This is a genomic window from Enterobacter sp. fkY84-1, from assembly GCF_052974705.1.
Window position 1 is genome coordinate 2,007,762 of sequence record NZ_CP169393.1, and the last position, 24,484, is coordinate 2,032,245.

Annotated in this window: 21 protein-coding genes; 6 read left to right on the forward strand and 15 right to left on the reverse strand. The window is 56.7% G+C overall.

Going from position 1 to position 24,484, the window contains the following annotated elements:
- Positions 1-12 precede the first annotated feature (12 nt).
- The gene (gene malX, locus ACEPLT_RS09605; protein ID WP_023343984.1) at positions 13-1,605 is read right to left on the reverse strand and encodes a maltose/glucose-specific PTS transporter subunit IIBC; all 1,593 of its coding nucleotides are present in this window, start codon (positions 1,603-1,605) and stop codon (positions 13-15) included.
- Positions 1,606-1,784: 179 nt separating this feature from the next.
- Between malX and ACEPLT_RS09610 the strand changes: the two genes are divergently transcribed.
- Complete coding sequence (locus ACEPLT_RS09610; protein WP_021241148.1) at positions 1,785-2,813, forward strand: Mal regulon transcriptional regulator MalI; 1,029 nt, start codon at positions 1,785-1,787, stop codon at positions 2,811-2,813.
- 114 nt (positions 2,814-2,927) lie between these two features.
- Here the strand turns inward: ACEPLT_RS09610 and ACEPLT_RS09615 are convergent, their stop codons facing one another.
- Both ACEPLT_RS09615 and manA read right to left on the reverse strand, forming a co-directional pair.
- On the reverse strand, positions 2,928-4,460 hold the full coding sequence (locus ACEPLT_RS09615; RefSeq protein ID WP_008500557.1) for a YdgA family protein: 1,533 nt from the start codon (positions 4,458-4,460) through the stop codon (positions 2,928-2,930).
- A 99-nt stretch (positions 4,461-4,559) separates the two neighbouring features.
- Positions 4,560-5,735 carry a mannose-6-phosphate isomerase gene (gene manA / locus ACEPLT_RS09620; protein WP_248213820.1) on the reverse strand — a complete coding sequence of 392 codons (1,176 nt, stop codon included), beginning with the start codon at positions 5,733-5,735 and terminating at the stop codon, positions 4,560-4,562.
- 199 nt (positions 5,736-5,934) lie between these two features.
- Here manA and fumA point away from each other — a divergent pair, with 199 nt between their 5' ends.
- Together fumA and fumC are read left to right on the forward strand one after the other, a co-directional pair.
- Positions 5,935-7,581: a class I fumarate hydratase FumA gene (gene fumA / locus ACEPLT_RS09625; RefSeq protein WP_025911544.1), complete on the forward strand. Its 1,647-nt coding sequence runs from the start codon at positions 5,935-5,937 to the stop codon at positions 7,579-7,581.
- Positions 7,582-7,764: 183 nt separating this feature from the next.
- The gene (fumC, locus tag ACEPLT_RS09630; RefSeq protein ID WP_025911542.1) at positions 7,765-9,159 is read left to right on the forward strand and encodes a class II fumarate hydratase; all 1,395 of its coding nucleotides are present in this window, start codon (positions 7,765-7,767) and stop codon (positions 9,157-9,159) included.
- Here the strand turns inward: fumC and tus are convergent, their stop codons facing one another.
- From tus to rstA, 4 genes are all read right to left on the reverse strand, one after another.
- A complete protein-coding gene (tus, locus tag ACEPLT_RS09635) occupies positions 9,160-10,089 on the reverse strand; it encodes a DNA replication terminus site-binding protein (protein WP_232928791.1) in 930 nt (309 codons plus the stop codon).
- A gap of 72 nt (positions 10,090-10,161) precedes the next feature.
- Positions 10,162-11,460, reverse strand: coding sequence for a two-component system sensor histidine kinase RstB (rstB, locus tag ACEPLT_RS09640; RefSeq protein WP_447088372.1), 1,299 nt, complete (start codon positions 11,458-11,460; stop codon positions 10,162-10,164).
- A 75-nt stretch (positions 11,461-11,535) separates the two neighbouring features.
- Complete coding sequence (locus ACEPLT_RS09645) at positions 11,536-11,796, reverse strand: hypothetical protein (protein WP_008500551.1); 261 nt, start codon at positions 11,794-11,796, stop codon at positions 11,536-11,538.
- Positions 11,797-12,040: 244 nt separating this feature from the next.
- Complete coding sequence (gene rstA / locus ACEPLT_RS09650; protein ID WP_021241154.1) at positions 12,041-12,757, reverse strand: two-component system response regulator RstA; 717 nt, start codon at positions 12,755-12,757, stop codon at positions 12,041-12,043.
- 128 nt (positions 12,758-12,885) lie between these two features.
- On the opposite strand from rstA, the gene ACEPLT_RS09655 reads away from it, so the two are divergent.
- Positions 12,886-13,221 carry a GlpM family protein gene (locus ACEPLT_RS09655; protein ID WP_021241155.1) on the forward strand — a complete coding sequence of 112 codons (336 nt, stop codon included), beginning with the start codon at positions 12,886-12,888 and terminating at the stop codon, positions 13,219-13,221.
- Here the strand turns inward: ACEPLT_RS09655 and folM are convergent.
- The 3 genes from folM to ydgH all read right to left on the reverse strand — a co-directional run bounded on the left by folM (position 13,218) and on the right by ydgH (position 16,491).
- On the reverse strand, positions 13,218-13,940 hold the full coding sequence (folM, locus tag ACEPLT_RS09660; RefSeq protein ID WP_032674641.1) for a dihydromonapterin reductase: 723 nt from the start codon (positions 13,938-13,940) through the stop codon (positions 13,218-13,220). The two genes, ACEPLT_RS09655 and folM, sit on opposite strands and share 4 nt — an antisense overlap.
- Before the next feature lie 39 nt (positions 13,941-13,979).
- The gene (locus ACEPLT_RS09665) at positions 13,980-15,362 is read right to left on the reverse strand and encodes an amino acid permease (RefSeq protein WP_023292612.1); all 1,383 of its coding nucleotides are present in this window, start codon (positions 15,360-15,362) and stop codon (positions 13,980-13,982) included.
- A 184-nt stretch (positions 15,363-15,546) separates the two neighbouring features.
- Positions 15,547-16,491: a DUF1471 family protein YdgH gene (ydgH, locus tag ACEPLT_RS09670; RefSeq protein ID WP_213375068.1), complete on the reverse strand. Its 945-nt coding sequence runs from the start codon at positions 16,489-16,491 to the stop codon at positions 15,547-15,549.
- Positions 16,492-17,026: 535 nt separating this feature from the next.
- On the opposite strand from ydgH, the gene pntA reads away from it, so the two are divergent.
- Together pntA and pntB are read left to right on the forward strand one after the other, a co-directional pair.
- A complete protein-coding gene (gene pntA, locus ACEPLT_RS09675; RefSeq protein ID WP_021241157.1) occupies positions 17,027-18,556 on the forward strand; it encodes a Re/Si-specific NAD(P)(+) transhydrogenase subunit alpha in 1,530 nt (509 codons plus the stop codon).
- A gap of 10 nt (positions 18,557-18,566) precedes the next feature.
- On the forward strand, positions 18,567-19,955 hold the full coding sequence (gene pntB / locus ACEPLT_RS09680) for a Re/Si-specific NAD(P)(+) transhydrogenase subunit beta (RefSeq protein ID WP_021241158.1): 1,389 nt from the start codon (positions 18,567-18,569) through the stop codon (positions 19,953-19,955).
- Positions 19,956-20,076: 121 nt separating this feature from the next.
- On the opposite strand, the gene uspE is transcribed toward pntB, so the two are convergent.
- The 5 genes from uspE to abgT all read right to left on the reverse strand — a co-directional run bounded on the left by uspE (position 20,077) and on the right by abgT (position 24,455).
- Positions 20,077-21,027: a universal stress protein UspE gene (uspE, locus tag ACEPLT_RS09685; protein ID WP_008500542.1), complete on the reverse strand. Its 951-nt coding sequence runs from the start codon at positions 21,025-21,027 to the stop codon at positions 20,077-20,079.
- Between the two features lie 109 nt (positions 21,028-21,136).
- Positions 21,137-21,319, reverse strand: coding sequence for a hypothetical protein (locus tag ACEPLT_RS09690; protein ID WP_014883604.1), 183 nt, complete (start codon positions 21,317-21,319; stop codon positions 21,137-21,139).
- Between the two features lie 147 nt (positions 21,320-21,466).
- Entirely contained in the window at positions 21,467-22,219 is a 753-nt protein-coding gene (fnr, locus tag ACEPLT_RS09695) for a fumarate/nitrate reduction transcriptional regulator Fnr (protein ID WP_006174991.1), read from the reverse strand.
- A 183-nt stretch (positions 22,220-22,402) separates the two neighbouring features.
- Positions 22,403-22,918: a methylated-DNA--[protein]-cysteine S-methyltransferase gene (ogt, locus tag ACEPLT_RS09700; protein ID WP_248213824.1), complete on the reverse strand. Its 516-nt coding sequence runs from the start codon at positions 22,916-22,918 to the stop codon at positions 22,403-22,405.
- Positions 22,919-22,928: 10 nt separating this feature from the next.
- Positions 22,929-24,455, reverse strand: a complete 1,527-nt coding sequence (gene abgT, locus ACEPLT_RS09705; protein ID WP_063436437.1) for a p-aminobenzoyl-glutamate transporter — start codon at positions 24,453-24,455, stop codon at positions 22,929-22,931.
- Positions 24,456-24,484: the final 29 nt, after the last annotated feature.

Genomic DNA, 24,484 nt, shown 5'->3' on the forward strand with positions numbered 1-24,484 from the left:
GGGGCTGAGGCATCAGGCTTCTACTGTTCGCATCAGGGTCGCCAGCTCATCTTTCACTGACTGTACCTGCGGGCCGATAACCACCTGCAAATTGTGCTGGTTTAACTGTACCACGCCGATGGCCCGGTTGGCCTTGAGGGCGTTGGTATCCACTTTTGACATATCCGCCACCGACAAACGCAGGCGGGTAATGCAGTTATCCAGCGAGGTGATGTTATCCGCACCGCCCAGCGCCGCCAGAATGGCAGGGGTGTTATAGCCGGATTTGCCCACGGTACCGGCAACCGCCTGTTCAACGCTGGTGGCCGTATCAATATCGCGTCCTGGCGTTTTCAGGTTAAAGCGGGTGATGGCGAAGCGGAAGATCCCGTAGTACACCGCAAACCAGATTGCCGCCACGACAGGGACCAGATACCACTTAGTCGACAGGCCGTGCAGGATACCGAACACCACGAAGTCGATCACGTTACCGTCAGTGTTGCCGATGGTGACGCCCAGCACCGCCATCACGGTGAAGCCCAGACCGGTCAGCACCGCGTGAATCAGATACAGCACCGGCGCGACGAACAGGAACAGGAACTCGATAGGCTCGGTGGTACCGCCCACGACGCAGGCGATCACGCCGGAAATCAGCAGGCCTTTAATTTTATGACGGTTTTCCGGGCGCGCGCAGTGGTACATTGCCAGCGCAGCACCCGGCAGGCCGCCGAGGAAGGCAGGCATTTTACCCTGAGACAGGAAGCGGGTTGCGCTTTCGGAGAAGCCGTGTGTCGTCGGGCAGCTCAGCTGCGCCTGGAAGATAGTCAGCGCGCCGCTCACGTCGTGACCGCACACCTCCATGGTGCCGCCCGCTTCGGTGAAGCGAATCAGGGCCACCAGGATATGCTGCAGGCCAAACGGCAGCAGCAGACGCTCGCCGGTGCCGAAGATCATCGGACCAAAATCTCCCGCGCCGTTAATGATGCGGCCAATGCCGTTGATGCCCATAGCGAAAACTGGCCAAATCAGCGGAATAATCAGACCAAACAGTCCCATTACCACCAGGGTCACAATTGGGACAAAGCGGGTGCCGCCGAAGAAGGCCAGGGCATCCGGCAGGCGGATATTGTGGAAGCGCTCGTGCAGCATCCAGATAATTACCCCGGCGATCACCGCCCCGAGGATCCCGGTGTCGATGGACTGAATACCAATCACGCTCTGAATGTTGTTGGCCTTCAGCACGGCGGCGTCGGTGGTCGGCAGTATGCCTTTTGCGGTCAGCCAGAAGTTAACCGCCAGGTTCATCACCGCGTAGCCCACAAAACCGGCAAACGCCGCGACGCCTTTGTTCTCGCGGGCCAGGCCCAGCGGGATTGCAATACAGAACATCACGGGCAGGAAACTGAAGGCAAAGGAGCCGACTTTACTCATCCAGATAAAGATCGCCTGCAGCACGGGCGCGCCGAGGAAGGGGATCAGCGTGATGACGTCTTTACTGCTGAGCGAACTGCCGATCCCGAGCATGATCCCGCAGAACGAGAGAAGCGCCACGGGCAGCATAAAGGTTTTACCCAGTTGCTGGAAAAATTCCCACAGCGATATTTTTTGTGCTGCTTTCGCCGTCATAAAACGACTCCTTTATTGTTAAAATCAGTTTGTCTGCTTCAATGCTGCGAGAAGATAAAACGTTTTATCAAAGTTTAGTGCGCGCTAAATCACATTCTCAGGCTTTGACTGGTAGTATAAAGATAACGTATTGATAAAACGTTTTACCGATCTCATTTTTCAGGGAGTCACGCCAACACATGGCTGTAGCGAAAAAAGTCACCATCAACGACGTCGCGCTGGCGGCGGGGGTTTCCGTCAGCACCGTTTCTCTGGTACTGAGCGGAAAAGGACGCATCTCTCCCGCGACCGGTCAGCGGGTGAACGAGGCGGTTGAGCAGTTGGGCTTTGTGCGAAACCGCCAGGCGTCGGCGCTGCGCGGCGGGCAAAGCGGGGTGATTGGCCTGATTGTCCGTGACCTGACGTCACCTTTCTATGCGGAGCTGACCGCCGGCTTAACCGAAGCGCTTGAAGCGCAGGGGCGGATGGTCTTTCTGCTTCACGGCGGTCGCGAGGCCGATCAGCTGCTTTCCCGGCTCGATATGCTGCTGAATCAGGGGGTGGACGGGGTGATCGTCGCCGGGGCGTCGGGCGTGGGCAGCGAGCTGTGCGAGCGCGCCGCTGAAAAAGGCGTGCCGCTGGTGTTTGCTTCACGCGCCAGCTACCTCGATGAAGCCGATACGCTGCGCCCGGATAACATGCAGGCTGCGCAAATGCTGACCGAGCATCTTATTCGTCGCGGCCATCAGCGCATTGCCTGGCTGGGCGGCAAAAGCTCATCCCTGACCCGCGCTGAACGGGTCGGCGGCTACTGCGCGACGCTAATTAAATACGGCCTGCCGTTCCACAGCGAGTGGGTTGTTGAGTGTGAGTCCAGCCAGAAGATGGCGGCGGAAGCGATAGGCGCGCTGCTGCGCAGCAGTCCGACCATCAGCGCCGTCATTTGCTATAACGATGTGATCGCCATGGGCGCCTGGTTTGGCCTGATCCGCGCCGGGCGTCAGAGCGGCGAGGGCGGGGTGGAAACCTTCTTCGGCCACCAGGTGGCGCTGGGGGCGTTCGCCGACGTCGGTGAAAACGCGCTCGACGATCTGCCGATCGTCTGGGCCACGACCCCAGCGCGGGAGATGGGCTACACGCTGGCGGACAGGATCATGCAGCGCATCGACAATACGGACGTTCAGGCCGGGCACCAGATTGTGGCGGCGCGGTTAGTGACGGTGAAATAATACCGCCCGGCGGCGCTGCGCTTGCACGGGCCTACAACGGCCTGGAATCGTAGGCCGGGTAAGCGTCAGCGCCACCCGGCAATAAAAAACCCCTCATGCGAGGGGTTTTGACGTTTACTGCTGCGGTGCCGCCGGTTCGGCTGGCGCTGCCGGTTCAGCCGGTTCCGGCATCCCCAGAGCAGGCATGCCAAACATGCCGACAAAATCCTCCAGCGGCATTTTGTCGCCGTTGAGCGTGACCTGGCCGTTGGCGTACTGCAGGCTGGTGGAAATCGTGTTGTTGTCCACCTTCGTGATGCGGAACATCTGGCCCATGGCCGCCAGACCTTTCACCTGCTGGTTCGCCAGCTTGCCGGCATCTTCATCGCCGTAGCCTTCCAGCTTCGCAATCTGGGTCATAAACTCGGTCGCCATATCCATCGGGATGGTCAGCTTGCTGTCGAGCGACTTCACGCTGCGATCCACTTCCTGCGCCAGCGTCTGCGGTTCACCCGTGGCGGTGGCCGGATCCTTCAGGAACAGAGACAGGTTAAAGCTGGTTTCACCTTTGCTGTTTTTCCAGCTCAGCGGCGCAACGGTGATCACCGGCTCGCCTTTCAGCAGGATCGGCAGGTTGTTGAACAGCACTGCCATCGCCTGCTGCTGGTACACTTCCGGGTTCTGCTGCAGCGCGGCATCGGTCAGCAGCGCCTGGCTCTCTTTGCTGTATTTCTGGCTAAATTCGTGCCACGCCTGGCCGTCGATATTGCCGATCTTCAGCGACAGTTTGCCGGTGCCCAGATCCTGATTCTGCACTTTCAGGCTCTTCAGCGTGTAATCCAGCTGGGTATTGATGCTCTTACCGTCTTTGGACACGTCGGATTTGCCGTTGACGTCCATGCCTTCCAGCACGGCCATCTCTTTGCCTTCAACCGCAATGGCGACTTTATCGAGAGACAGTTTCTGATCGCCGATACGCTCTTTAAAATCGGTCATGCGGCTGTTGCCGTCGGCCTTCAGGTTGTTGAAGGTGAGCTGAACTTTTTGATTGTATTCGTTCACGGCGTTGACCAGGCCACTTTCCGCTTCACCCGTCAGGGAGAACACGTTCCCGTCGCGGTCCGCGTCAAGTTTGAAGTGACCACCGCTAAAGGCGACTTTCTCATTCTCTTTCTCGTAGTTCAGCGCTTTCAGCGCGATATCGGAACTGGTGTCACCGGCATAGCTGATGCGGGTGTCGATTTCGAAAGGTGAGGTATTTTTTGCGAGGTCGAACAGCGGTTTGGTGACGTCGTTATTCACCAGGACCGTGTGAACGGACGCCATTGACGGGATCAGGTTAAACGACTTTAGCTGCGCCAGCGGGAAGGGACCGTGGCTCACCACTTCATCCAGCACCACGCTCTGACCTGGTTTCAGCCAGCCGTTCTCCGTACCGGCAACCGGCTTCACCACTACCTGCATACGGCTGGTAAACACGCCGCGCTCATAATTTTGATAGCTCAGCTCAAGGCCCGCTTCCGGCGCGCTGCGCTTAATCTCTCCGTTAGCCTGCGCCACCATCTCAGCCAGGCGTCCTTCCAGCTGTTTCCCGGTAAACCAGGAGGCACCCGTCCAGACTACGCCTAACGCTACAATCACTCCTACCGCTACGACCGATTTTTTCATTGCGACTATCCCTAAAATGAAACCAGGCGGTAAAAACCGCCTGGAGATATTAAGCCTGCAACTAGCTTAGCAAGAGTTGTTAAAAAATTCAGTAAGTGCTTAAAGCTTATTGAAAACGCGCGCCAGTCGACCGGTGCCGCTTACGCTAACCGGAGACTCATTGGCTGCAACGAATGCTGATTCACCGGGCTTAAGCACCAGACGCTGTTCGCCTTTGTGCAGCGTCGCTTCGCCTTCCACGCAGAACAGGATCGCCGCACTTTCCTGTGCGATGGTCGTTTCTGTCTGGCTCAGGTCGTGCAGGGAGAAAGCAAAATCCTCAACCGGAATCGGGAAGTCCAGCTCTGCGCCGTTTTTCACCGGCTGAGTCAGCAGCTCCGCGGCGGGTTTCGCCACGAACTTGACGTTGGCAACCAGCTCGGGGATGTCGATGTATTTCGGCGTCAGGCCCGCGCGCAGCACGTTGTCAGAGTTGGCCATCACCTCCAGCGCCACGCCCTGCAGATAGGCGTGCGGGGTTTCCGCGAACAGGAACATTGCTTCACCCGGATTCAGCTTCACCACGTTCAGCAGCAGAGGGGAGAACAGGCCGCTGTCGTCCGGATAGAACTGCGCAATAAGACGGATGGTCTCCCACGGTTCACCTTGCTGACTCTCCAGGGCGGCTTTCAGCACCGCCAGGGCGTGGGATTTCTCTTCACCCTGCATGTTCAGCAGGCTGGCAAACAGCTGGCTTAGCGCCTCGGCATTCGGGTTTTCAAGGAAATGCGCGATAGCGTTACTGGCACCCGCGACCGGTTGCAGCAGGGAGATAATCTCTGAAAACTCGCGGAACGCGTTCATCGCCAGGAACGGCGTCAGCGCGAACACCAGCTCCGGCTTGTGGTTAGGATCTTTGTAGTTACGCTCGGCGGCGTCTAACGGAATACCCGCCGCGTTCTCTTTCGCAAAGCCGATTTCAGACGCTTGCTTGTTCGGATGAACCTGGATGGAGAGCGGCTGGTCAGCGCACAGCACTTTAAACAGGAACGGCAGTTCGCCAAAGCGCTGAGCCACCTTGTCGCCCAGCAGCACGGCTTTATCGGCGTCAATTACGTCACGCAGGCTGCGTGCCTGGCCGCTGGCGTCTTCAATTTTTGAGCTGCTCTTCGGGTGCGCCCCCATCCACAGTTCTGCCATCGGCAGGTTGTTTGGGTTCGCGATACCGTAGAGATCCGTTAACGCAGTTTTACTTCCCCAGGCGTAGTTTTGCACTGAGTTGATGAGTTTTTGCATTATCAAGCCCTGATTCAAATGTGGAATAAACTCCGGGTATTAAAGCAATAAACCACCTGGAAGTAACCTGTGGATGTAAAAAGTCGTACTAGTCTCAGTTTTTGTTAAAAAATTGTGTAGGATAAGCTGACTCGCTTTTAAGCCGGGCAGCGGAACATCTGCCCTGAATAAACAGACCGAAGCAGTAAGTGAGAGACCAATGTCGAATAAACCCTTCCATTATCAGGATCCTTTCCCCCTCAGTAAGGATCAGACCGAGTATTACCTGTTAACCCGCGATCACGTCTCCGTCTCTGAGTTTGAAGGACAAGAGATCCTCAAGGTGGATCCGCAGGCGCTGACGCTGCTGGCGCAGCACGCTTTCCACGACGCCTCGTTTATGCTCCGTCCTGCACACCAGCAGCAGGTGGCCGATATTCTGAGCGACCCGGAAGCCAGCGAAAACGACAAGTACGTTGCCCTGCAGTTCCTGCGTAACTCCGATATCGCGGCGAAAGGCATTCTGCCTACCTGCCAGGATACCGGCACGGCGATCATCGTCGGTAAAAAAGGCCAGCGCGTCTGGACCGGCGGCGGCGATGAAGCGGCGCTGGCGCACGGCGTATATAACACCTACACCGAAGACAACCTGCGCTATTCGCAAAACGCGGCGCTGGACATGTACAAAGAGGTCAACACCGGTACCAACCTGCCTGCACAGATTGACATCTACAGCGTCGACGGGGATGAGTACAAATTCCTCTGCATCGCCAAAGGCGGCGGTTCGGCCAACAAAACCTATCTCTATCAGGAGACCAAAGCGCTGCTCACCCCGGGCAAGCTGAAGAACTACCTGGTTGAGAAGATGCGCACCCTCGGCACCGCGGCGTGCCCGCCGTACCATATCGCGTTTGTGATTGGCGGTACCTCGGCGGAAAGCACGCTGAAGACCGTGAAGCTGGCCTCAACTAAATACTACGATGGCCTGCCAACCGAAGGTAACGAGCACGGCCAGGCGTTCCGCGACGTGCAGCTTGAGCAGGAGCTGCTGGAAGAAGCGCGCAATCTGGGCCTCGGCGCGCAGTTTGGCGGCAAATACTTCGCCCACGACGTGCGCGTGATCCGTCTGCCGCGTCACGGTGCATCCTGTCCGGTCGGGATGGGCGTCTCCTGCTCTGCGGATCGCAACATCAAGGCCAAGATCAACCGCGAAGGCGTGTGGATCGAAAAACTGGAAAACAACCCGGGTAAATACATTCCGGAAGCGCTGCGCAAAGCGGGCGAGGGGGAAGCGGTTCGCGTTGACCTGAACCGTCCGATGAAAGAGATCCTGGCGCAGCTGTCTCAGTATCCGGTCTCGACCCGTCTCTCCCTGAACGGCACGATTATCGTGGGCCGCGACATTGCGCACGCGAAGCTGAAAGAGCGTCTGGACAACGGCGAAGGGCTGCCGCAGTACATTAAAGATCACCCAATCTACTACGCGGGACCGGCGAAAACGCCTGAAGGTTATGCCTCTGGTTCATTAGGCCCAACCACGGCGGGCCGTATGGACTCGTACGTCGACCAGCTGCAGGCTAACGGCGGCAGCATGATCATGCTGGCGAAAGGCAACCGCAGCCAGCAGGTAACGGACGCCTGCCACAAGCACGGCGGCTTCTACCTCGGCAGCATCGGCGGCCCGGCTGCGGTGCTGGCGCAGGGCAGCATCAAGAGCCTGGAGTGCGTGGAATACCCGGAACTGGGCATGGAAGCGATCTGGAAAATTGAGGTGGAAGACTTCCCGGCGTTTATCCTCGTGGATGACAAAGGCAACGACTTCTTCAAACAGATCCAGTCTTCTCAGTGTTCGGCGTGTGTGAAGTAGTCTGAAGAAAATGCCGGGTGGCGCTGACGCTTACCCGGCCTACATTCTCGTAGGTCGGGTAAGGCGAAGCCGCCACCCGACACCAAAAAGAGCGCACAAAGCGCCATACCGTTTCTCAGAAGTCATCAATACTTATCCCTTAAGCATGTGAGCAATCCCGACAGTGTTATCAAGGAGAAAGTAATGACCACGGTACGCCATGAGAAAGACTCGATGGGCGCCATCGACGTCCCGGCCGACAAGCTATGGGGCGCGCAAACCCAGCGTTCGCTGGAGCATTTCCGTATCTCGACTGAAAAAATGCCCGTTTCGCTGATTCAGGCGCTGGCGCTCACCAAACGCGCAGCCGCGAAGGTAAACCAGGATTTGGGCCTGCTGGCGGCAGACAAGGCCACCGCCATCATAAATGCCGCTGACGAAGTGCTGGCGGGCAAGCATCCCGACGAATTTCCCCTCGCCATCTGGCAGACCGGTTCCGGCACCCAGAGCAACATGAACATGAACGAAGTGCTGGCGAACCGGGCCAGCGAACTGCTGGGCGGCGTGCGCGGCATGGAGCGCAAGGTCCACCCGAACGATGACGTCAACAAGAGCCAGAGTTCTAACGACGTCTTCCCCACGGCCATGCACGTGGCGGCGGTGATTGCTATCCGCGAGCAGCTTATCCCCCAGCTCAACGTCCTCAAATCCACGCTCAACGAGAAAGCGCAGGCCTTCCGCGACATCGTCAAAATTGGCCGTACGCACCTGCAGGACGCCACGCCGCTGACGCTCGGCCAGGAGATTTCCGGCTGGGTGGCGATGCTGGAACACAACCTGAAGCATATTGAAAACAGCCTGCCGCACCTGGCGGAGCTGGCGCTCGGCGGCACGGCGGTCGGCACCGGGTTAAACACCCATCCGGAGTATGCAGTGCGCGTGGCGGAGGAGCTTGCGGCCATAACCGGACAGCCGTTCGTCACGGCGCCCAACAAGTTCGAAGCGCTGGCGACCTGCGATGCGCTGGTCCACACCCACGGCGCGCTGAAAGGGCTGGCGGCGTCGCTAATGAAAATCGCCAACGACGTGCGCTGGCTGGCCTCGGGCCCGCGCTGCGGCATCGGTGAAATCAGCATTCCGGAAAACGAGCCGGGCAGCTCCATCATGCCGGGTAAAGTCAACCCGACCCAGTGCGAAGCCATGACTATGCTCTGCTGTCAGGTACTGGGCAACGACGTGGCCGTCAACCTGGGCGGTGCATCCGGCAACTTCGAGCTGAACGTCTATCGCCCGATGGTGATCCACAACGTTCTGCAATCGATTCGTCTGCTGGCGGACGGCATGGAGAGCTTTAACGAACACTGCGCGGTGGGGATCGAGCCAAACCGCGAGCGCATCAGCCAGCTGCTGAACGAGTCGCTGATGTTGGTGACCGCGCTCAATACCCATATCGGCTACGATAAAGCCGCCGAGATCGCCAAAAAAGCGCATAAGGAGGGGCTGACGCTGAAAGCCTCCGCCCTGGCGCTTGGCTATCTGACGGAGGCGGAGTTTGATGCCTGGGTGCGCCCTGAGGCGATGGTTGGCAGTCTGAAATAATCAACTCGCCACGTACAGGTGCAGCCGCGGAATAATGAGCTGAAGCGGCTGCGCCTGAGGTCGGTAACGGTGCTGGACATTTTCAGCATCGTAATTCAGCAACTCACCAATATCCGGCACGATAGCCCCCTGATCGGCATCATAAAGCGCAATCAGCGGCGTTGGACAGGCATACTGCACCTGTTTTTGCTGGCCGGAATACCAGACGCGGGCGATAGGCTGCACCTTCACCGGGCGCTTAATTTTGAGGCGCGTATCCGCTGGCAGCGAGGCGATGCTGTGGTACTCCTGCTCCAGGCGCTCGATCCACTGCTCACGCGACCACGGCGCGACGGTGCGCGGCGTCTTCAGGCTCTTTTCCAGCTGCGCCAGAATTTCATCCCGGGTGAAGTTTTTAATGATGTGCTTATTCGCCCAGCCGAAGCGCAGCGTGGCGGGATGGCGCAGAACCGTCAGCGTGCGATAGGCATTCAGGGTAATTAACCCCGGAAGCTGACGGTGCACCCACTCAAACCGGGCGGCGGGAGCCAGGCCCGACTCTTCGGTAACGATCTTCTCAAATGCCGCTTTCAGACTGTTGATATGGGCAATCTGGCTTTCCAGCGCCTCGCGCGCTACTGCATCGGTTTGCAGACAGATCACGCCCGGCAGCCGTACGGCCGCCTTGCTGCTGCGCTGTTCAGACTGCTGCTGGATAAAAAGATGGCGATAGTGCTTCATCGCCAGTTCCAGTGCGGCCTTGCCGATGTGCTGCTTCACGTCGATGGTGTCCAGCGGATCGTGCTCGGCCCCTTTGACTACCTCTGGCAGGGTAAAGACGCGCGCGGCCAGCAGGCGGCAGGTCTGCAAACGTTCTGTCAGGGTCAGCAGCTCGTGTTCTATTTCCCGAAACGTGCTGTTCAGCCGTTCGATAAGATCGTAGGTCGCCATAAGCCCCTCATTAGTTACAACATACTTATCATATAGCACAGCACGCCGGGTCAGGCCAGCGTGCGGTTGAAGTCAGGCAGGGACGGGAAGGGCGATGTTATGGTACACCGGCCAGCTAAAGCAGAAGCGCGCGCCGCCGAGCTCGCTCTCTTCGCAATGCACCGTGCCGCCCATCGCCTGCGCGATTGAGTAGACAATCGCCAGCCCCAGACCGCATCCGCCTGTGGCGCGATCGCGGCTGGGATCGAGGCGGACAAACGGTTCAAACACGGTTTCGCGTGCTTCCGGGGCAATCCCCGGTCCGTCATCCTCTACCGTCAGGCGGGCCTGATTGCCCTGCAGATCCAGCCCAATCTGCAGCGTACTTTCGCTGTAGCGCATGGCGTTGTTCATCAGATTGTCCAGCACGCGCTCCATCAGGCGCATATCGAGCGCGCCGTAGTCACCCGGCGTGACGCGCGTTAACAGCGTGCGCTGCGGGTTCACGCTCTGAACGTCGTCAATGTGGGTTTGCAGCCAGGCGGGCAGATCCGGCGTGATGAGGTTCAGCTCGTTTTGCGGGCGATCGAGGCGCGCGTAGGTCAGCAGCTCCTCAATCAGCGCCTCAAGCTGGCCAATGTCGCGGTTAAGCGCCTGAGACTCTGCTTCCGTCAGATTCTCGCTCATCTCCAGACGATAGCGCAGGCGTACCAGCGGCGTGCGCAGCTCGTGCGCAATTCCGTCGATCAGCTGCTTCTTGCTGGCGATAAGGGCATTGATGTTATCGGCCATCTGGTTAAAGGCCACGCCCAGACGTTCAAAGCTGGAACCGCTGTCGAAGTGAATACGCTCTGTAAAATGCCCCTCGCCAAAACGCTGCGCGGCGGATTCGAGTTTCAGCATGTCCTGCCAGTGCGGGCGCATCCAGATAAAAACCGGAAACGCGAGTGAAATGGCGATAAAGGCCATCAGCGCCATGTCCAGCAGGCGCATCTGATGCAGATAATAGAGATAGGGCACCGGCCCGACGGCCAGCACGTAATGGCTGCGCGGAATTCGCTGGATAAAGGTGTATTTCTCATCCAGCGCGACGATATCCCCGTCGCGCAGACGCTGCATGGCGGGCGGGTCCAGATCGAAATCTTTCAACGGCTCGATGCGTAAATCGAATGACAGATTGAGATCCAGCTCTTTCAGGGTTTTCGCCCAGTCGTGTGGCGGGATCTCTCTCAGCTCGCTGCGCATCAGATAGAGCGAGCTTTTCATCAGGTCATCCAGAGACTGCCTGCCCGCGCGTTCGGCGGTAAATTTATAGACCAGGCCGACCAGCATGGTCATCACCAGGAAGCAGACAAACAGTAAAAGATAAAACTGCACAAACAGCTTTTTCATTGGATCTCACCGCAAAAACGCTATGTGCAGAATATACATGAAAACCCTTCGAGTTTTTCACGTCTGTCGAGCGTGTTAGACGGCTTTCGCGCTGTTTTTTACCTTGGCGATGAATTTTTCCGTCACGGCCAGGCCTTCTGCAATGTGCGTATCAATCACATCCGTTCCGTATTCGCTGATGAGATCCAGCAGTATTTCGTAAGACTGGATGAGTTCCAGCAGGTCAAAGAGCGCTTTTTGATCGGTGCGTGAGGGGGAGGCGTGGTTCAGGGTTGCCTGATTAACAATCCACTCAAGATTGGTTTTTATCGCTTCTACCTGACCGTAGCTATACATAATTCATGAGCTTAAATCCTCATTTCAAGATTTATTGGAGAGATGTCGTGAAAGCTTCACGGCGAAAATGAGTAAAACAATCGCAAGAGCGGGGCGAGCTGAAGAAAGGAGAGTCGAGAAGGTAATTATGGAATAGTTTGCGTGCTTAGCAAGTTAATTGTTGCGCAAACGTAAAAATAAACGCGCGAAAGAAGGGCATTCTCGCGTAATGCCTTTATTTCGCGCAGGTTATCCTGTCCGGCGATCAGGTTTCCCACGCATGTGGGGCAAACAGATAGCCCTTGTTACGCACGGTTTTAATGCGGTAGGGCTCGGTGGCGTTATCCTGCAGTTTTTTGCGCAGACGCGAAATCGCCACGTCCACGCTGCGGTCCATTCCGTCATAGCTTACGCCACGCAGGTTTTTCAGCAGCGCGTCACGATCCATGATCTGCCCGGCATGCGTTGCCAGCTCCCACAGCAGGTCAAAATCTGCGGTGGAAAGGGCGATAAGCTCGCCAGAGAGCAGCACCTGACGGTTAATCGGATCAATAGACAGCGTACCGAAGCGCATCGCTTTGTGCGGCGTCAGAGACGGCGCCGGTGCTTCGCGTTCGATGCTGGCGTGCTGGCGTAAATGGAGGCGCAGGCGAGCGAGCAGGACGGCAGGCGGTGTGGTTTTCAGAATGTAATCATTGGCACCCATCTCCAGCGACAAAATATGGTTCATATCGCTGTCCAGTGAGGTGAGCAGGACGATAGGGCCCTCCCACCGGGCGCGCAGGTCGCGGCAGAGCGTCATGCCGTCTTTGCCCGGCAACATGATATCCAGCAGCACCAGATCCGGGTTTTCACGGACGACCACCTCTTCGGCACGATCGCCACGAGGTTCAACAATGACGTCCATATCATGTTTACCCAGATAGGCGGCGATCAGCTGCCCGACTTCGGGTTCGTCTTCAACATAAACAATCTTATTCATACAGCGTCTGTTTTCGTGAAAAAAGCCAACATACACCGCGAAACCTTAACCTTCCATTAATCTTTCAAAATTAACGCCGGTTCCGTTATTCTGGCCCATAGGGTGAGTTGATTATTATAAGGAAAACGATGGCTCTGGTGATCAAAGCCGCGCTGGGTGCGCTGGTGGTGTTGCTGATTGGCATTCTGGCAAAAACGAAAAACTACTATATTGCCGGGCTGATCCCTCTCTTCCCGACCTTTGCACTCATTGCCCACTATATTGTGGCGTCTGAACGCGGCACGGAAGCGTTACGCACGACCATCGTGTTTGGCATGTGGTCAATCATCCCGTATTTTCTCTACCTGCTTTCGCTGTGGTATTTCACCGGTTTTCTGCGTCTTCCCCTGGCGCTGGGCGGGGCGGTGGTCTGCTGGGGGCTCAGCGCCTGGGTGTTAATTTTCTTCTGGAGCCGCTTTCACTAGCGCAGCGGTCGGCCGCCGTCCACGGCAAAGGTTCTGCCGGTGACGTAGCAACTGGTGAGCAGGTAATCCACGAGGTCGATGACCTCTTTCTCGCCCGGGGCAATTTTCATCAGCGATTTATTCAGCGCCTGCTGGCGATACTCCGCATCATCGCTTTCGTTGAATAAGATCATTGCCGGGGCGATGGCGTTCACCTTCACCTCGGGGGCGAGCTTGCGGGCAAACGAGCGGGTCATATTATCCAGCGCGGCTTTACTGGCCGCATAGGCAATGTGCTTGTCGCTGCCGCGCTCCACCACATAATCCGTGAAGTGAATGATGTCGCCCGCAGCATGCCCGTGGCCGCGGAGCAGATCCTGCAGAGCGTGGTTAAGCAGATAAGGGGCATTGACGTGGATCTGCAGCATGGCGGAGAGCGTTTCGCTGAGTGACGTACCCGGCTTTTCGGCCTGCCATGCGCTGGCGTTATGGAGCACGGCGCGCAGCCCCGTTGTGGTGGATTTCACCTTTTCCGCAAAGGCCAGAATGCCTTCATCGGTTGAAAAATCAGCCTGAATGCAGACCGCCCCGGCTTTGCGCAGCCCTTCAATCGACGGGTATTCCGTGCGGTAGCTGACAATGACCGGATGGCGAAGGTTGAGAAAATGATGGGCGAGGGCGAGGCCGATACGGCGGCCTCCGCCGGTGATCAGTATGGGGCGAAGCGGTGCATTTCCCATCGTATTCTCCTTTACAGTTCAACAATGGGAAAGGCGATGCTATCCCACTAACATCCAGGTTGCCGGCACGGCAGCAACCAGTAACAGTCCAATTAAGGCCATCTCACGGCGTTTCAGCGCGTTCTCCAGCTGATGCGTGCGGCGGGCGTAGATGAACACCAGCAGACCCGGTGCGTACAGCACCACCGACAGCAGCAGATGCATAGGTCCGGAAGCATACAACAACCACAGGCCGTAAATACAGGCTCCGACACCCACGACATAATGCGCCGGGCGTGTGGCAATTTTTAACAGATACGCACCCACTAAGAAATAGGGTACCAGAATCATCTCCGAGGCGATGGTCAGCAGCGTGTTATAGTCTGAACCTGTGAGCCAGATCAGCACCAGACAGATCTGAACGCTGATGTTGGTCAGCCAGAGTGAGGCAGACGGCGCGCTGTTTTGGTTTTGACGCGCAAACAGGCGTGGAAACGCCTTGTGCGTCGCGGCCAGGAAAGGCACTTCAGCCGCCATGATGGTCCAGCTCAGGTAGGCTCCGCAGACGGAGATGATAAGACCCGCCGCAATCACCACATCGCCCCAGGGGCCGAGCATTTTCACCATCAGGCCCGCCATTGACGGGTTACGCATTTCAGCCAGCTCAGGACGCGCCACCACGCCCAGCGACAGCAGCGTCACCAGCAGATAGACCCCGAGCGCAGCCAGTACCGCCAGCAGCGTGGCGCGGCCCACATCGCGTTTATTTCGGGCCCGGGCGGAAACCACAACCGCGCCTTCAACACCGATGAACACCCACAGGGTAATCAGCATCGTGTTTTTCACCTGCTCCCAGACGGGGACGCCCAGCGCAACGCCGCTGAAATCGAGCGTGAACACGTCCATACGGAACGCAATGAAGGCCAGAACGATAAACAGGCCGAGCGGAACCAGTTTCGCGAGCGTCGCCACCAGGTTAATGCTGGCGGCCGTTTGTACACCACGCAGCACCAGCCAGTGGACGAACCACAGTAACACCGAGGCGCCCACAATAGACTGCCAGGTATTCCCGTCGCCAAACAGGCGCAGCTCAGGCGTATCGGTAAAGAAACTGAGGGCCGAGAAAACGATCACCAGATAGGAGACGTTGGCGATCACCGCACACAGCCAGTATCCCCAGGCGGAGCAGAAGCCAATCAGCTCGCCGAAACCTTCCCGGGCATAGGTGAAAATGCCGCCGTCCAGATCCGGGCGAATGCGCGTCAGCAGCAGCATGGCGAAGGCCAGCAGCAATATTCCGACACCCGTAATGCCCCAGCCAATGATGAGGGCAGACGGGCTGGCGACGGCCGCCATATTTTGCGGCAAACTGAATACGCCTGCACCCAGCATTGAGCTTAAAACGAGTGCAGTCAGAGCACTCAGGCCAAGTTTCTTTTCCATTGGCTTCCTGTTATGAAAGGTCAAAATCCAGAATAATTATTTCGCTCAGGCGCATAAAAATGGTGGATCACACTAAGGCGCGGGATTTTACGGAGTGTAACGAAAGCATGCAATGACGTGTGGCAGAAATTCAAAAAAAGTAACAAAAAAGGCGGCATTGCGCCGCCTTTTTTAAACGATTTTGTTACTTGTACAGGTCGGCGCTGATGGTCACGTTGTTTCCACGTTCCTGCCACTGGCGGGTGATGTGGTAGAACTTCGCCCCTTTCTTCGCCGCACGCTTCGCGACCTGGTAAGAGACTTCCGTCATGTTGCCGTAGTTGCCGGTAAATTTGATGCTGTCGAACGGCACCATCTGCGCGGCAGTGGCGTTGTTCAACTCTTCAATTTTGGTACCGTCTGGCAGCGTAACCGAATAACGGCCACCTTTCGTGGACTGCGTTTCAAAGAAACGGCCCACTTCAGCGCTTGGCGTAGCCGTCGTTGCGACGCCTGGGATTTCCACTTTCTTCGCTTCTTCGCCGCCTTTCGCTATCGCCGCGCGACCGGCTTCTGAGTTTGCCGGAATCGCATCCGGGCTCTGCAGAACACGTTTCTTCGCATCTTCTTTATAGATGAACGCGGTAATACGCTGGTTGCCGCCCTGGTTAGCATCGACCTGACGCACGATGTAGAAAGCGTAGGCCCCTTTCTCTTTCGCGGCTTTGGTGATGGCATCGTTCACTTCAGGCTGGCTGCGGTAAAAGCCCTGAACGGTGACGGTGTCGTACGGTTCCAGCGCAATTGCCTGATCTTTCGGCAGTTCAACAACACCGTTAATCACGCGGTTTTTCGGTGCGTCAGCTTTTGGCGCGTTGTCCTTATACAGCGCAATGGTCACGCGCTGGTTACCGCTGTTGCCGTTATCAGACTGGTCAACAACATAAAACGAGGCTGCCCCGTTTTTATCAGCGGCCTTTGATGCAGCGGCGACGGCGTCGCCAATAGAATTATAACGACCCACAATGACCTTATGGTCAAAAGGTTTTAACGCTGCCGCTTGCTCCGGCGTTAACTCTGTTGCGGCATTCGCAGACAGGGCGGTCGCGGAGAGAAGTGCGGACGCCAGGAGTGTGTTCTTAAGCTTCATAAAAATGATCCTTCGCCTTGCGCAAACCATGTACTGGTATTGTTGTTAATTTGAGACGGTCCCGATTATGGCATTTAAAACCCGTCGCTGTCTGCGCCATTTTTCACTGCCTGTGCTCACTGAATCACCTTATTCGATAACATTTAGTGATATGTTGAAAAAACACGCGTTTGACAAGTAAAACTGATAAAGCTTATGACTTTTACAAGTTAATTTAATGTTAATAAGTTGTTCTCTTATGGCGCTATATCATGTTTTTACCGCTTCGCTTGCGCGAATTATCGGTTCTGGCGATGAATTTAAGGTAAATATCACTGTCAGTGACGCCGATCGCTTATTTTTCACAGATAAAGTAAGAAATAGTGTTTTCTGGCGGTAGATCACGGCCGCTATTTTCAGTAGGTTATAGACAGTTTGTTACTGTTTTATTTTCCGGGGTTAATTGTGTCTCATTGCTTGCGTGATGGCGAAAAATGATACAAACCGCGGGCACTTATCGTTAAACCATCATCAAAAACCGATGGAAGGGAAAACTATGCGTATTGGGGTACCAAAAGAACGGTTAGCCAATGAAACCCGCGTAGCGGCAACACCGAAAACGGTGGAGCAACTGCTTAAGCTGGGTTTTACCGTTGCAGTTGAAAGCGGCGCGGGCAAACTGGCGAGTTTCGATGACGAGGCCTTTATTCAGGCTGGCGCGGAAGTGGTGGACAGTGCCGACGTGTGGCAGTCGCCGGTTATTCTGAAGGTCAACGCACCGGAAGAGAGTGAGATTGCGCTGCTGAATCCGGGCACCACGCTGGTGAGCTTTATCTGGCCTGCGCAAAATCCTGAGCTGATGGAAAAACTGGCCGCGCGCGGCGTCACCGTGATGGCGATGGACTCCGTGCCGCGTATTTCGCGCGCCCAGTCGCTGGACGCCTTAAGTTCGATGGCAAACATTGCGGGCTACCGCGCCATTGTTGAAGCGGCCCACGAATTTGGTCGCTTCTTTACCGGTCAGATCACCGCGGCGGGTAAAGTCCCTCCGGCGAAGGTGATGGTGATTGGCGCGGGCGTGGCGGGACTTGCAGCCATCGGTGCGGCAAACAGCCTGGGCGCTATCGTTCGCGCGTTTGATACCCGTCCTGAAGTGAAGGAACAGGTCCAGAGTATGGGGGCCGAATTCCTTGAGCTGGACTTCAAGGAAGAAGCGGGCAGCGGTGATGGTTATGCGAAGGTGATGTCCGAAGCCTTTATCAAAGCCGAAATGGAACTCTTCGCCGCGCAGGCGAAAGATGTCGACATCATTGTGACCACCGCGCTTATCCCGGGTAAACCGGCGCCGAAGCTGATTACCCGTGAGATGGTGGACTCCATGAAGCCGGGCAGCGTGATTGTCGACCTGGCCGCGCAAAACGGCGGCAACTGCGAATATACCGTAGCGAATCAGGTGACCACGACCGCAAACGGCGTGAAGGTGATCGGCTATACCGATCTGCCGGGTCGCCTGCCGACGCAATCGTCTCAGCTGTACGGCACCAACCTCGTCAACCTGCTGAAGCTGCTTTGCAAAGAAAAAGACGGCAACATCACCGTCGATTTTGACGACGTGGTGGTGCGCGGTGTGACCGTGGTGCGTGAAGGTGAAATTACCTGGCCTGCGCCACCGATTCAGGTTTCGGCCCAGCCTCAGGCAGCGCCTAAAGCGGCGCCTGAACCAAAAGAACCTGCCAAACCGGCTTCCCCGTGGCGCAAATACGCGATCATGGCGCTGGTGATTATTCTGTTCGGCTGGCTGGCTGACGTCGCGCCGAAAGAGTTCCTCGGCCATTTTACCGTCTTCGCGCTCTCCTGCGTCGTGGGCTACTACGTGGTGTGGAACGTCTCCCATGCGCTGCATACGCCGCTGATGTCGGTGACCAACGCCATCTCCGGGATCATCGTGGTGGGGGCGTTACTGCAGATTGGCCACGGCGGCTGGATCAGCTTCCTGAGCTTTATCGCGGTGCTGATCGCCAGTATCAATATTTTCGGTGGTTTCACCGTGACTCAGCGCATGCTGAAAATGTTTCGTAAAGGCTAAGGGGTAGCATATGTCTGGAGGATTAGTGACAGCCGCATACATTGTTGCTGCAATCCTGTTTATTTTCAGTCTGGCGGGGCTTTCCAAACACGAAACGTCTCAGCAGGGGAATAACTTTGGTATCGCCGGGATGGCGATTGCGCTGATTGCCACCATCTTCGGGCCGGACACCGGCAACGTGGCGTGGATCCTGGTGGCGATGATCATCGGCGGTGCGATTGGTATTCGCCTGGCGAAACGCGTTGAAATGACCGAGATGCCGGAGCTGGTGGCGATTCTGCACAGCTTTGTGGGTCTGGCCGCAGTGCTGGTGGGCTTCAACAGCTACCTGTACCACACGCCAGGTCTAGAACCGATTCTGGTGAATATTCACCTGACGGAAGTGTTCCTCGGTATCTTCATCGGTGCGGTCACCTTCACCGGTTCCATTGTCGCGTTCGGCAAGCTGCGCGGGAAGATTTCCTCTAAGCCGCTGATGCTGCCAAACCGTCATAAGCTGAACCTGGCGGCGCTGGTGGTATCGTTTGTGCTGCTGGTGGTCTTCGTGCGTACCGAAAGCGTCGGTCTGCAGGTGCTGGCGTTGCTGGTGATGACTATCATCGCGCTGGCCTTCGGCTGGCATCTGGTGGCGTCCATCGGTGGTGCGGATATGCCAGTGGTGGTCTCCATGCTGAACTCCTACTCCGGTTGGGCGGCGGCGGCGGCGGGCTTTATGCTGAGCAACGACCTGCTGATCGTCACCGGTGCGCTGGTGGGTTCTTCGGGTGCGATCCTGTCTTACATCATGTGTAAGGCGATGAACCGCTCGTTCATCAGCGTCATCGCCGGTGGCTTTGGTTCTGACGGCTCGTCTACCGGCTCCGATGAGGAAGTGGGTGAGCACCGTGAGATCAGCGCGGAAGATACCGCCGAGATGCTCAAAAACTCGCACTCGGTCATTATCACCCCGGGCTACGGCATGGCGGTGGCACAGGCGCAGTATCCGGTCGCGGAAATCACCGAGAAGCTGCGCGCGCGCGGCATCAAGGTGCGTTTTGGTATTCATCCGGTGGCGGGGCGTCTGCCAGGCCACATGAACGTGCTGCTGGCGGAAGCGAAAGTGCCTTACGACATCGTGCTGGAGATGGACGAGATCAACGATGATTTCGCCGACACCGATACCGTGCTGGTCATTGGGGCTAACGACACCGTTAACCCGGCGGCGCAGGACGATCCGCGTAGCCCAATCGCCGGGATGCCGGTTCTGGAAGTGTGGAAGGCGCAGAACGTGATCGTGTTTAAGCGCTCAATGAATACCGGCTATGCCGGGGTGCAGAACCCGCTGTTCTTCAAAGAGAACACCCACATGCTGTTTGGCGATGCCAAAGCCAGCGTGGATGCGATTCTGAAAGCGCTCTGACAGGGTAAAGCCCGGTGGCGCAAGCTTACCGGGCCTACCAAACCCGTAGGCCGGGTAAGGCGTAGCCGCCACCCGGCAAAAAAAACCGCCGGTTCGCCGACGGTTTTTTTTATCTTGCGGGTCAATCGTCTTCCGGATCGTCAAGCTCAACCGGCGTCTGGTACTCATCCGGCTTGATAACCAGCAGGTCGCAGCGCAGATGGTCGATCACCTGCTCGGCGGTGTTGCCGAGGAAGGCGGCAGAAATACCGGTACGTCCAATGGTACCCAGCACGACAATCCCCGCCTGCAGGTGTTCAGCCAGGTCCGGGATCACCTCTTCAGGCAGCCCTTTTTCCACGTGGGTCATTTTCTCATCGATGCTGAATTTCTGGCGCAGCGCTTTCATGGCCAGCAGGTGCTGACCGCGGATGGCGTCGTTATACACGCTCGGGTCAAATTCCGGCAGCTCAATGGCGATGTTAATCGGGGTAACCGGATAGGCACCTACCAGATGCACTTCGGTGTGGTTGACCTGGTCGGCAAGCTGGAGGGTCTCCTTCACCAGCTTCTCGTTCAGCGAGTTATGGTAATCCTCTTCGCTGGCGAGGTTTACCGCCACAACGGCTTTCCCGCCTTCAGGCCACGGCTGGTCTTTCACCATCCAGACCGGGCAAGGGCATTTACGCAGCAAGTGCCAGTCGGTCGGGGTGAAGATCACGGATTCCAGCTTGTCGTGCTGGTGCGCCATCTTCAGCAGCAGATCGTGCCCACCGGCAACGACTTCCTGAATGATGGCTTCGAAAGGTCGATTGTGCCAGACCACTTTGATATCAATGGGCACGCCCGCTTCCAGGTAATACTTCGCCTGTTCGCGGATCCACGCGGTACGCTGGCTGATGACGCCCTGACGCATAGCGGTGCGCTCGTCAGGCGACAGAAGGGTGGTCATCTCATACGAGAAGTCATAGATCGGCAAAAACGCTTTGATTTTGCCACCAATCCGTTGATGTAAATACACAGCACGTCGTAATGCCGGCTGATCGTCCTGATTCGGATCGATTGCTACCAGCATGTTTTGATACTTGGCCATACAGGTCTCCTTACTACTGTCACCACAGTCTGTAATTAAAAGAGTAACCTATATATCCTGAATGAAACAGAGGAGAGCTTTTGCCAGATCAATAATTCATGAAAATTTATCAGAGGAAAAGCACCGTGGTCGTTACCGCGATAAACGCAATAAACAGCAGCACCATCACCGCTATCGCAAAGGTCGTGGAGTCCTGAACGTAGGTTTTTTCCTCCCCCTTCATTGGGCCGACAAGCATGATCCAGATGAAGATAAAGGTCACTGAGGCAATCACGACTGAAACGAAAAACAAACTTTCTCTCAATTCATAACCTCAACGAGACCCTTTTGGGTGCTGTGTGGGGACGTGCTACGGTGAAAAGGGCAGATATAAGACGGGGTAACAGGCCAGACCCATAAATCAGGAGAATTTATCGGTCTGGCAGTATACGTATGGCGTTTACGCCACGTTGCGGGCGTGCCCGGCAAGAACGGCCAGCGCTTCACCGTTTTCGATAGTGATGTATTTACCCTTAACGGCCAGCATCCCGCTTTTCTGGAAACGACCCAGCAGACGGCTGATGGTTTCCACGGTCAGACCCAGGTAGTTACCGATATCGCCACGCGTCATCGTCAGACGGAATTCACGCGGCGAGAAGCCACGCTCGGCGAAGCGGCGGGAGAGGTTGTAGATAAACGCGGCCAGACGCTCTTCTGCATTCTTTTTGGAAAGCAGCAGAATCATGTCCTGATCGCCTTTGATCTCACCGCTCATCAGACGCATCATCTGCTGACGCAGGTTAGGCATCTTGCCGGACAGATCGTCCAGGGTTTCAAACGGAATTTCGCAAACCATCGAGGTTTCGAGTGCCTGAGCAAAGCTCGGGTGGTGGCCCGTACCGATGGCATCAAAGCCTACCAGGTCACCCGCCAGATGGAAGCCGGTGATCTGCTCATCGCCCTGTTCGGTAATGGTGTAGCTCTTGATGGTGCCAGAACGGATAGCATAGAGCGATTTCAGTTCGTCTCCCGCTTTAAACAGCGTCTGCCCTTTCTGAATAGGCTTTTTACGCTCGATAATATTATCAAGCTGATCGAGTTCATGCTCATTCAGGGTAAACGGGATACAGAGCTGGCTGATGCTGCAATCCTGGCAATGGATAGCACAACCGCCAGACTGAATGCGTCGTATAATTCGCTTTTCCGGGATCATAGGTTTGCTCAAGCCTTAATTGATATTGGTCAATTTTAACATCTTTTTGGTAAGTACGTAAGCCTGACAAACCCTCAATAAGGACAAGAGACGGCAATGTGTCGCCATCTTCTTGAAATTCCACAGCTTGATTATGGATTTTTAGCCTAACCGGAAGAAAATTAAGCACAAAAAGCCTGGGAACTAGAGTAAGAGATACCCTTCGTGACGCAGCAACCACTCTTTTCGCTGCACGCCACCGGCATAGCCGGTCAGGGTGCCGTTGCGGCCAATAACGCGATGGCAGGGCACCACGATGCTGACCGGATTAGAGCCGTTCGCGGCACCTACGGCGCGTGCGGCCCCAGCGCGACCTAACTGCTCCGCGAGCTGGCCGTAATGCATCACCTGCCCGCAGGGAATGGCCCGCAGCGCCTGCCACACTTCGCGCTGAAAAGGGGTGCCCGCCGTGGCGGTGGGCAGCGTGTCGATGATGCTGAGATCGCCTTCGAAGTACGCTGCAAGCTTGCCGCTCAGTCCACCCGGATTGGTGGCGCGGATACGTTCATACCCCTGGGCGCGGTAGTGAATCGCAAGCAGTTCTTCCATGCGGTCGCTGTGCTCTTCCCACTCAACGGCGCGCAGGCAAAACTGCTCGTCCGCGATCACCCACAGCGGCCCAAGCGGCGTCGCAATCTTGTCTTCGAGTAATCTCAGCATCCTCATTCCCTTAGTTCAGCCTCGGGTAGATCCCCGGCCCAATCGGCAGGCCGACAAGATACCACGCCACCAGCATCACCAGCCATACCCCTAAAAAGATAAGCGGGTAGGGTAAAACCAGCGAATAGTAGGTACCCAGTTTGGCCTCGGGTTTATAGCGCTGCAGGAAGCCTAAAAACAGCGGAACAAACGGCGAAACCGGCGCCAGCGGGATAACTGAGGAGTCCGCGATGCGGAACAGGATTTGCGCGAAAGCCGGGTGGAACCCCAGCATCATAAACATCGGCACGAAGATCGGGGCCAGAATCGACCAGATGGCGGAGCCGCTGGCGATAAACATGCACAGCAGGGATGACAGCAGCGCCAGACCGACAAACGCCGGTACGCCGCTTAGCCCGGCAGCCTCCAGCGCGTCGGTGAGGCCCACGGCCATAAACTTGCCCATGTTGCTCCAGTTAAACATCGCCACAAACTGGGCCAGCGGGAACACCATCACGATAAAGCCCGCCATCTCCTTCATCGGCTCGATCATCAGCTGCGGCAGGTCACCCTGGCGGCGGATTTTGCCGGTGGCGATACCGTAGGCGAGCGAAACAACAAAGAAGAAGAGGATAATCAGCGGCACGATGCCCTGAATAAACGGCGAGGGCAGGACCGTATGTTTAACCGGATCGCGCAATATGCCGTTTTCCGGCACCACCATCAGCGCCACCGCGGCGATAAACGCCAGCGAGACAATCCCCGCCACGCGCAGGCCGAAGTGCTGCGCTTCGCTCAGCGTCTCCAGCTTTTCATCGTTACGGCCTTCCCATTTGCCCAGGCGCGGCTCGACGATCTTATCGGTAATCAGCCCGCCGACAATCGTCAGGACAATGACCGAGCTTGCCATAAAGTACCAGTTGTCGATCACGCTGACGTGCATGGCCGCATCAATGGTTTTCGCCGCCTCCGTACTGATGCCCGAGAGCAGCACGTCGGTGGTGACGATCAGCAGGTTAGCGGTAAAACCGCAGCCCACCCCCGCAATCGCGGACAGCAGACCCGCCACGGGATGGCGCCCGACGGCGAGGAAGATCAGCGCCCCCATCGGCGGCATGATCACCAGCGCGGCGTCGGAGGAGATATGGCTGAAGAAGGCGATAAACAGCACCATGTAGCTCGCGTAGCGCGCGCTGACGTGAGAAGCCATCTTCACCATCAATGCGGGCAACAGGCCGACGCGTTCAGCCAGCCCGGCGCCCAGCACCAGCGCCAGAATGGCGCCGAGCGGGGCGAATCCGCTGAAGTTTTTAATCACGTTGGGTAAAAACCAGTGCAGCCCTTCAATGCTCAGCAGGTTTTTCACCGCCACCAGGCTGCCGTCGGCCGGGCTGCGCACGCTGACGTCAAAGGCGGAGAGCACGGCGGTGGCGACCATCAAAATCACAATCAGATAGATAAAAAGCAGGAAAGGGTGCGGCACTTTATTGCCGATCCTTTCAACCCAGCCATAGAGCTTACCGGATGGGGAATGCGAAGGTATGGATGACATACTCATGGGCGTTCCTCGGGAGTGTTGTGTTGTTG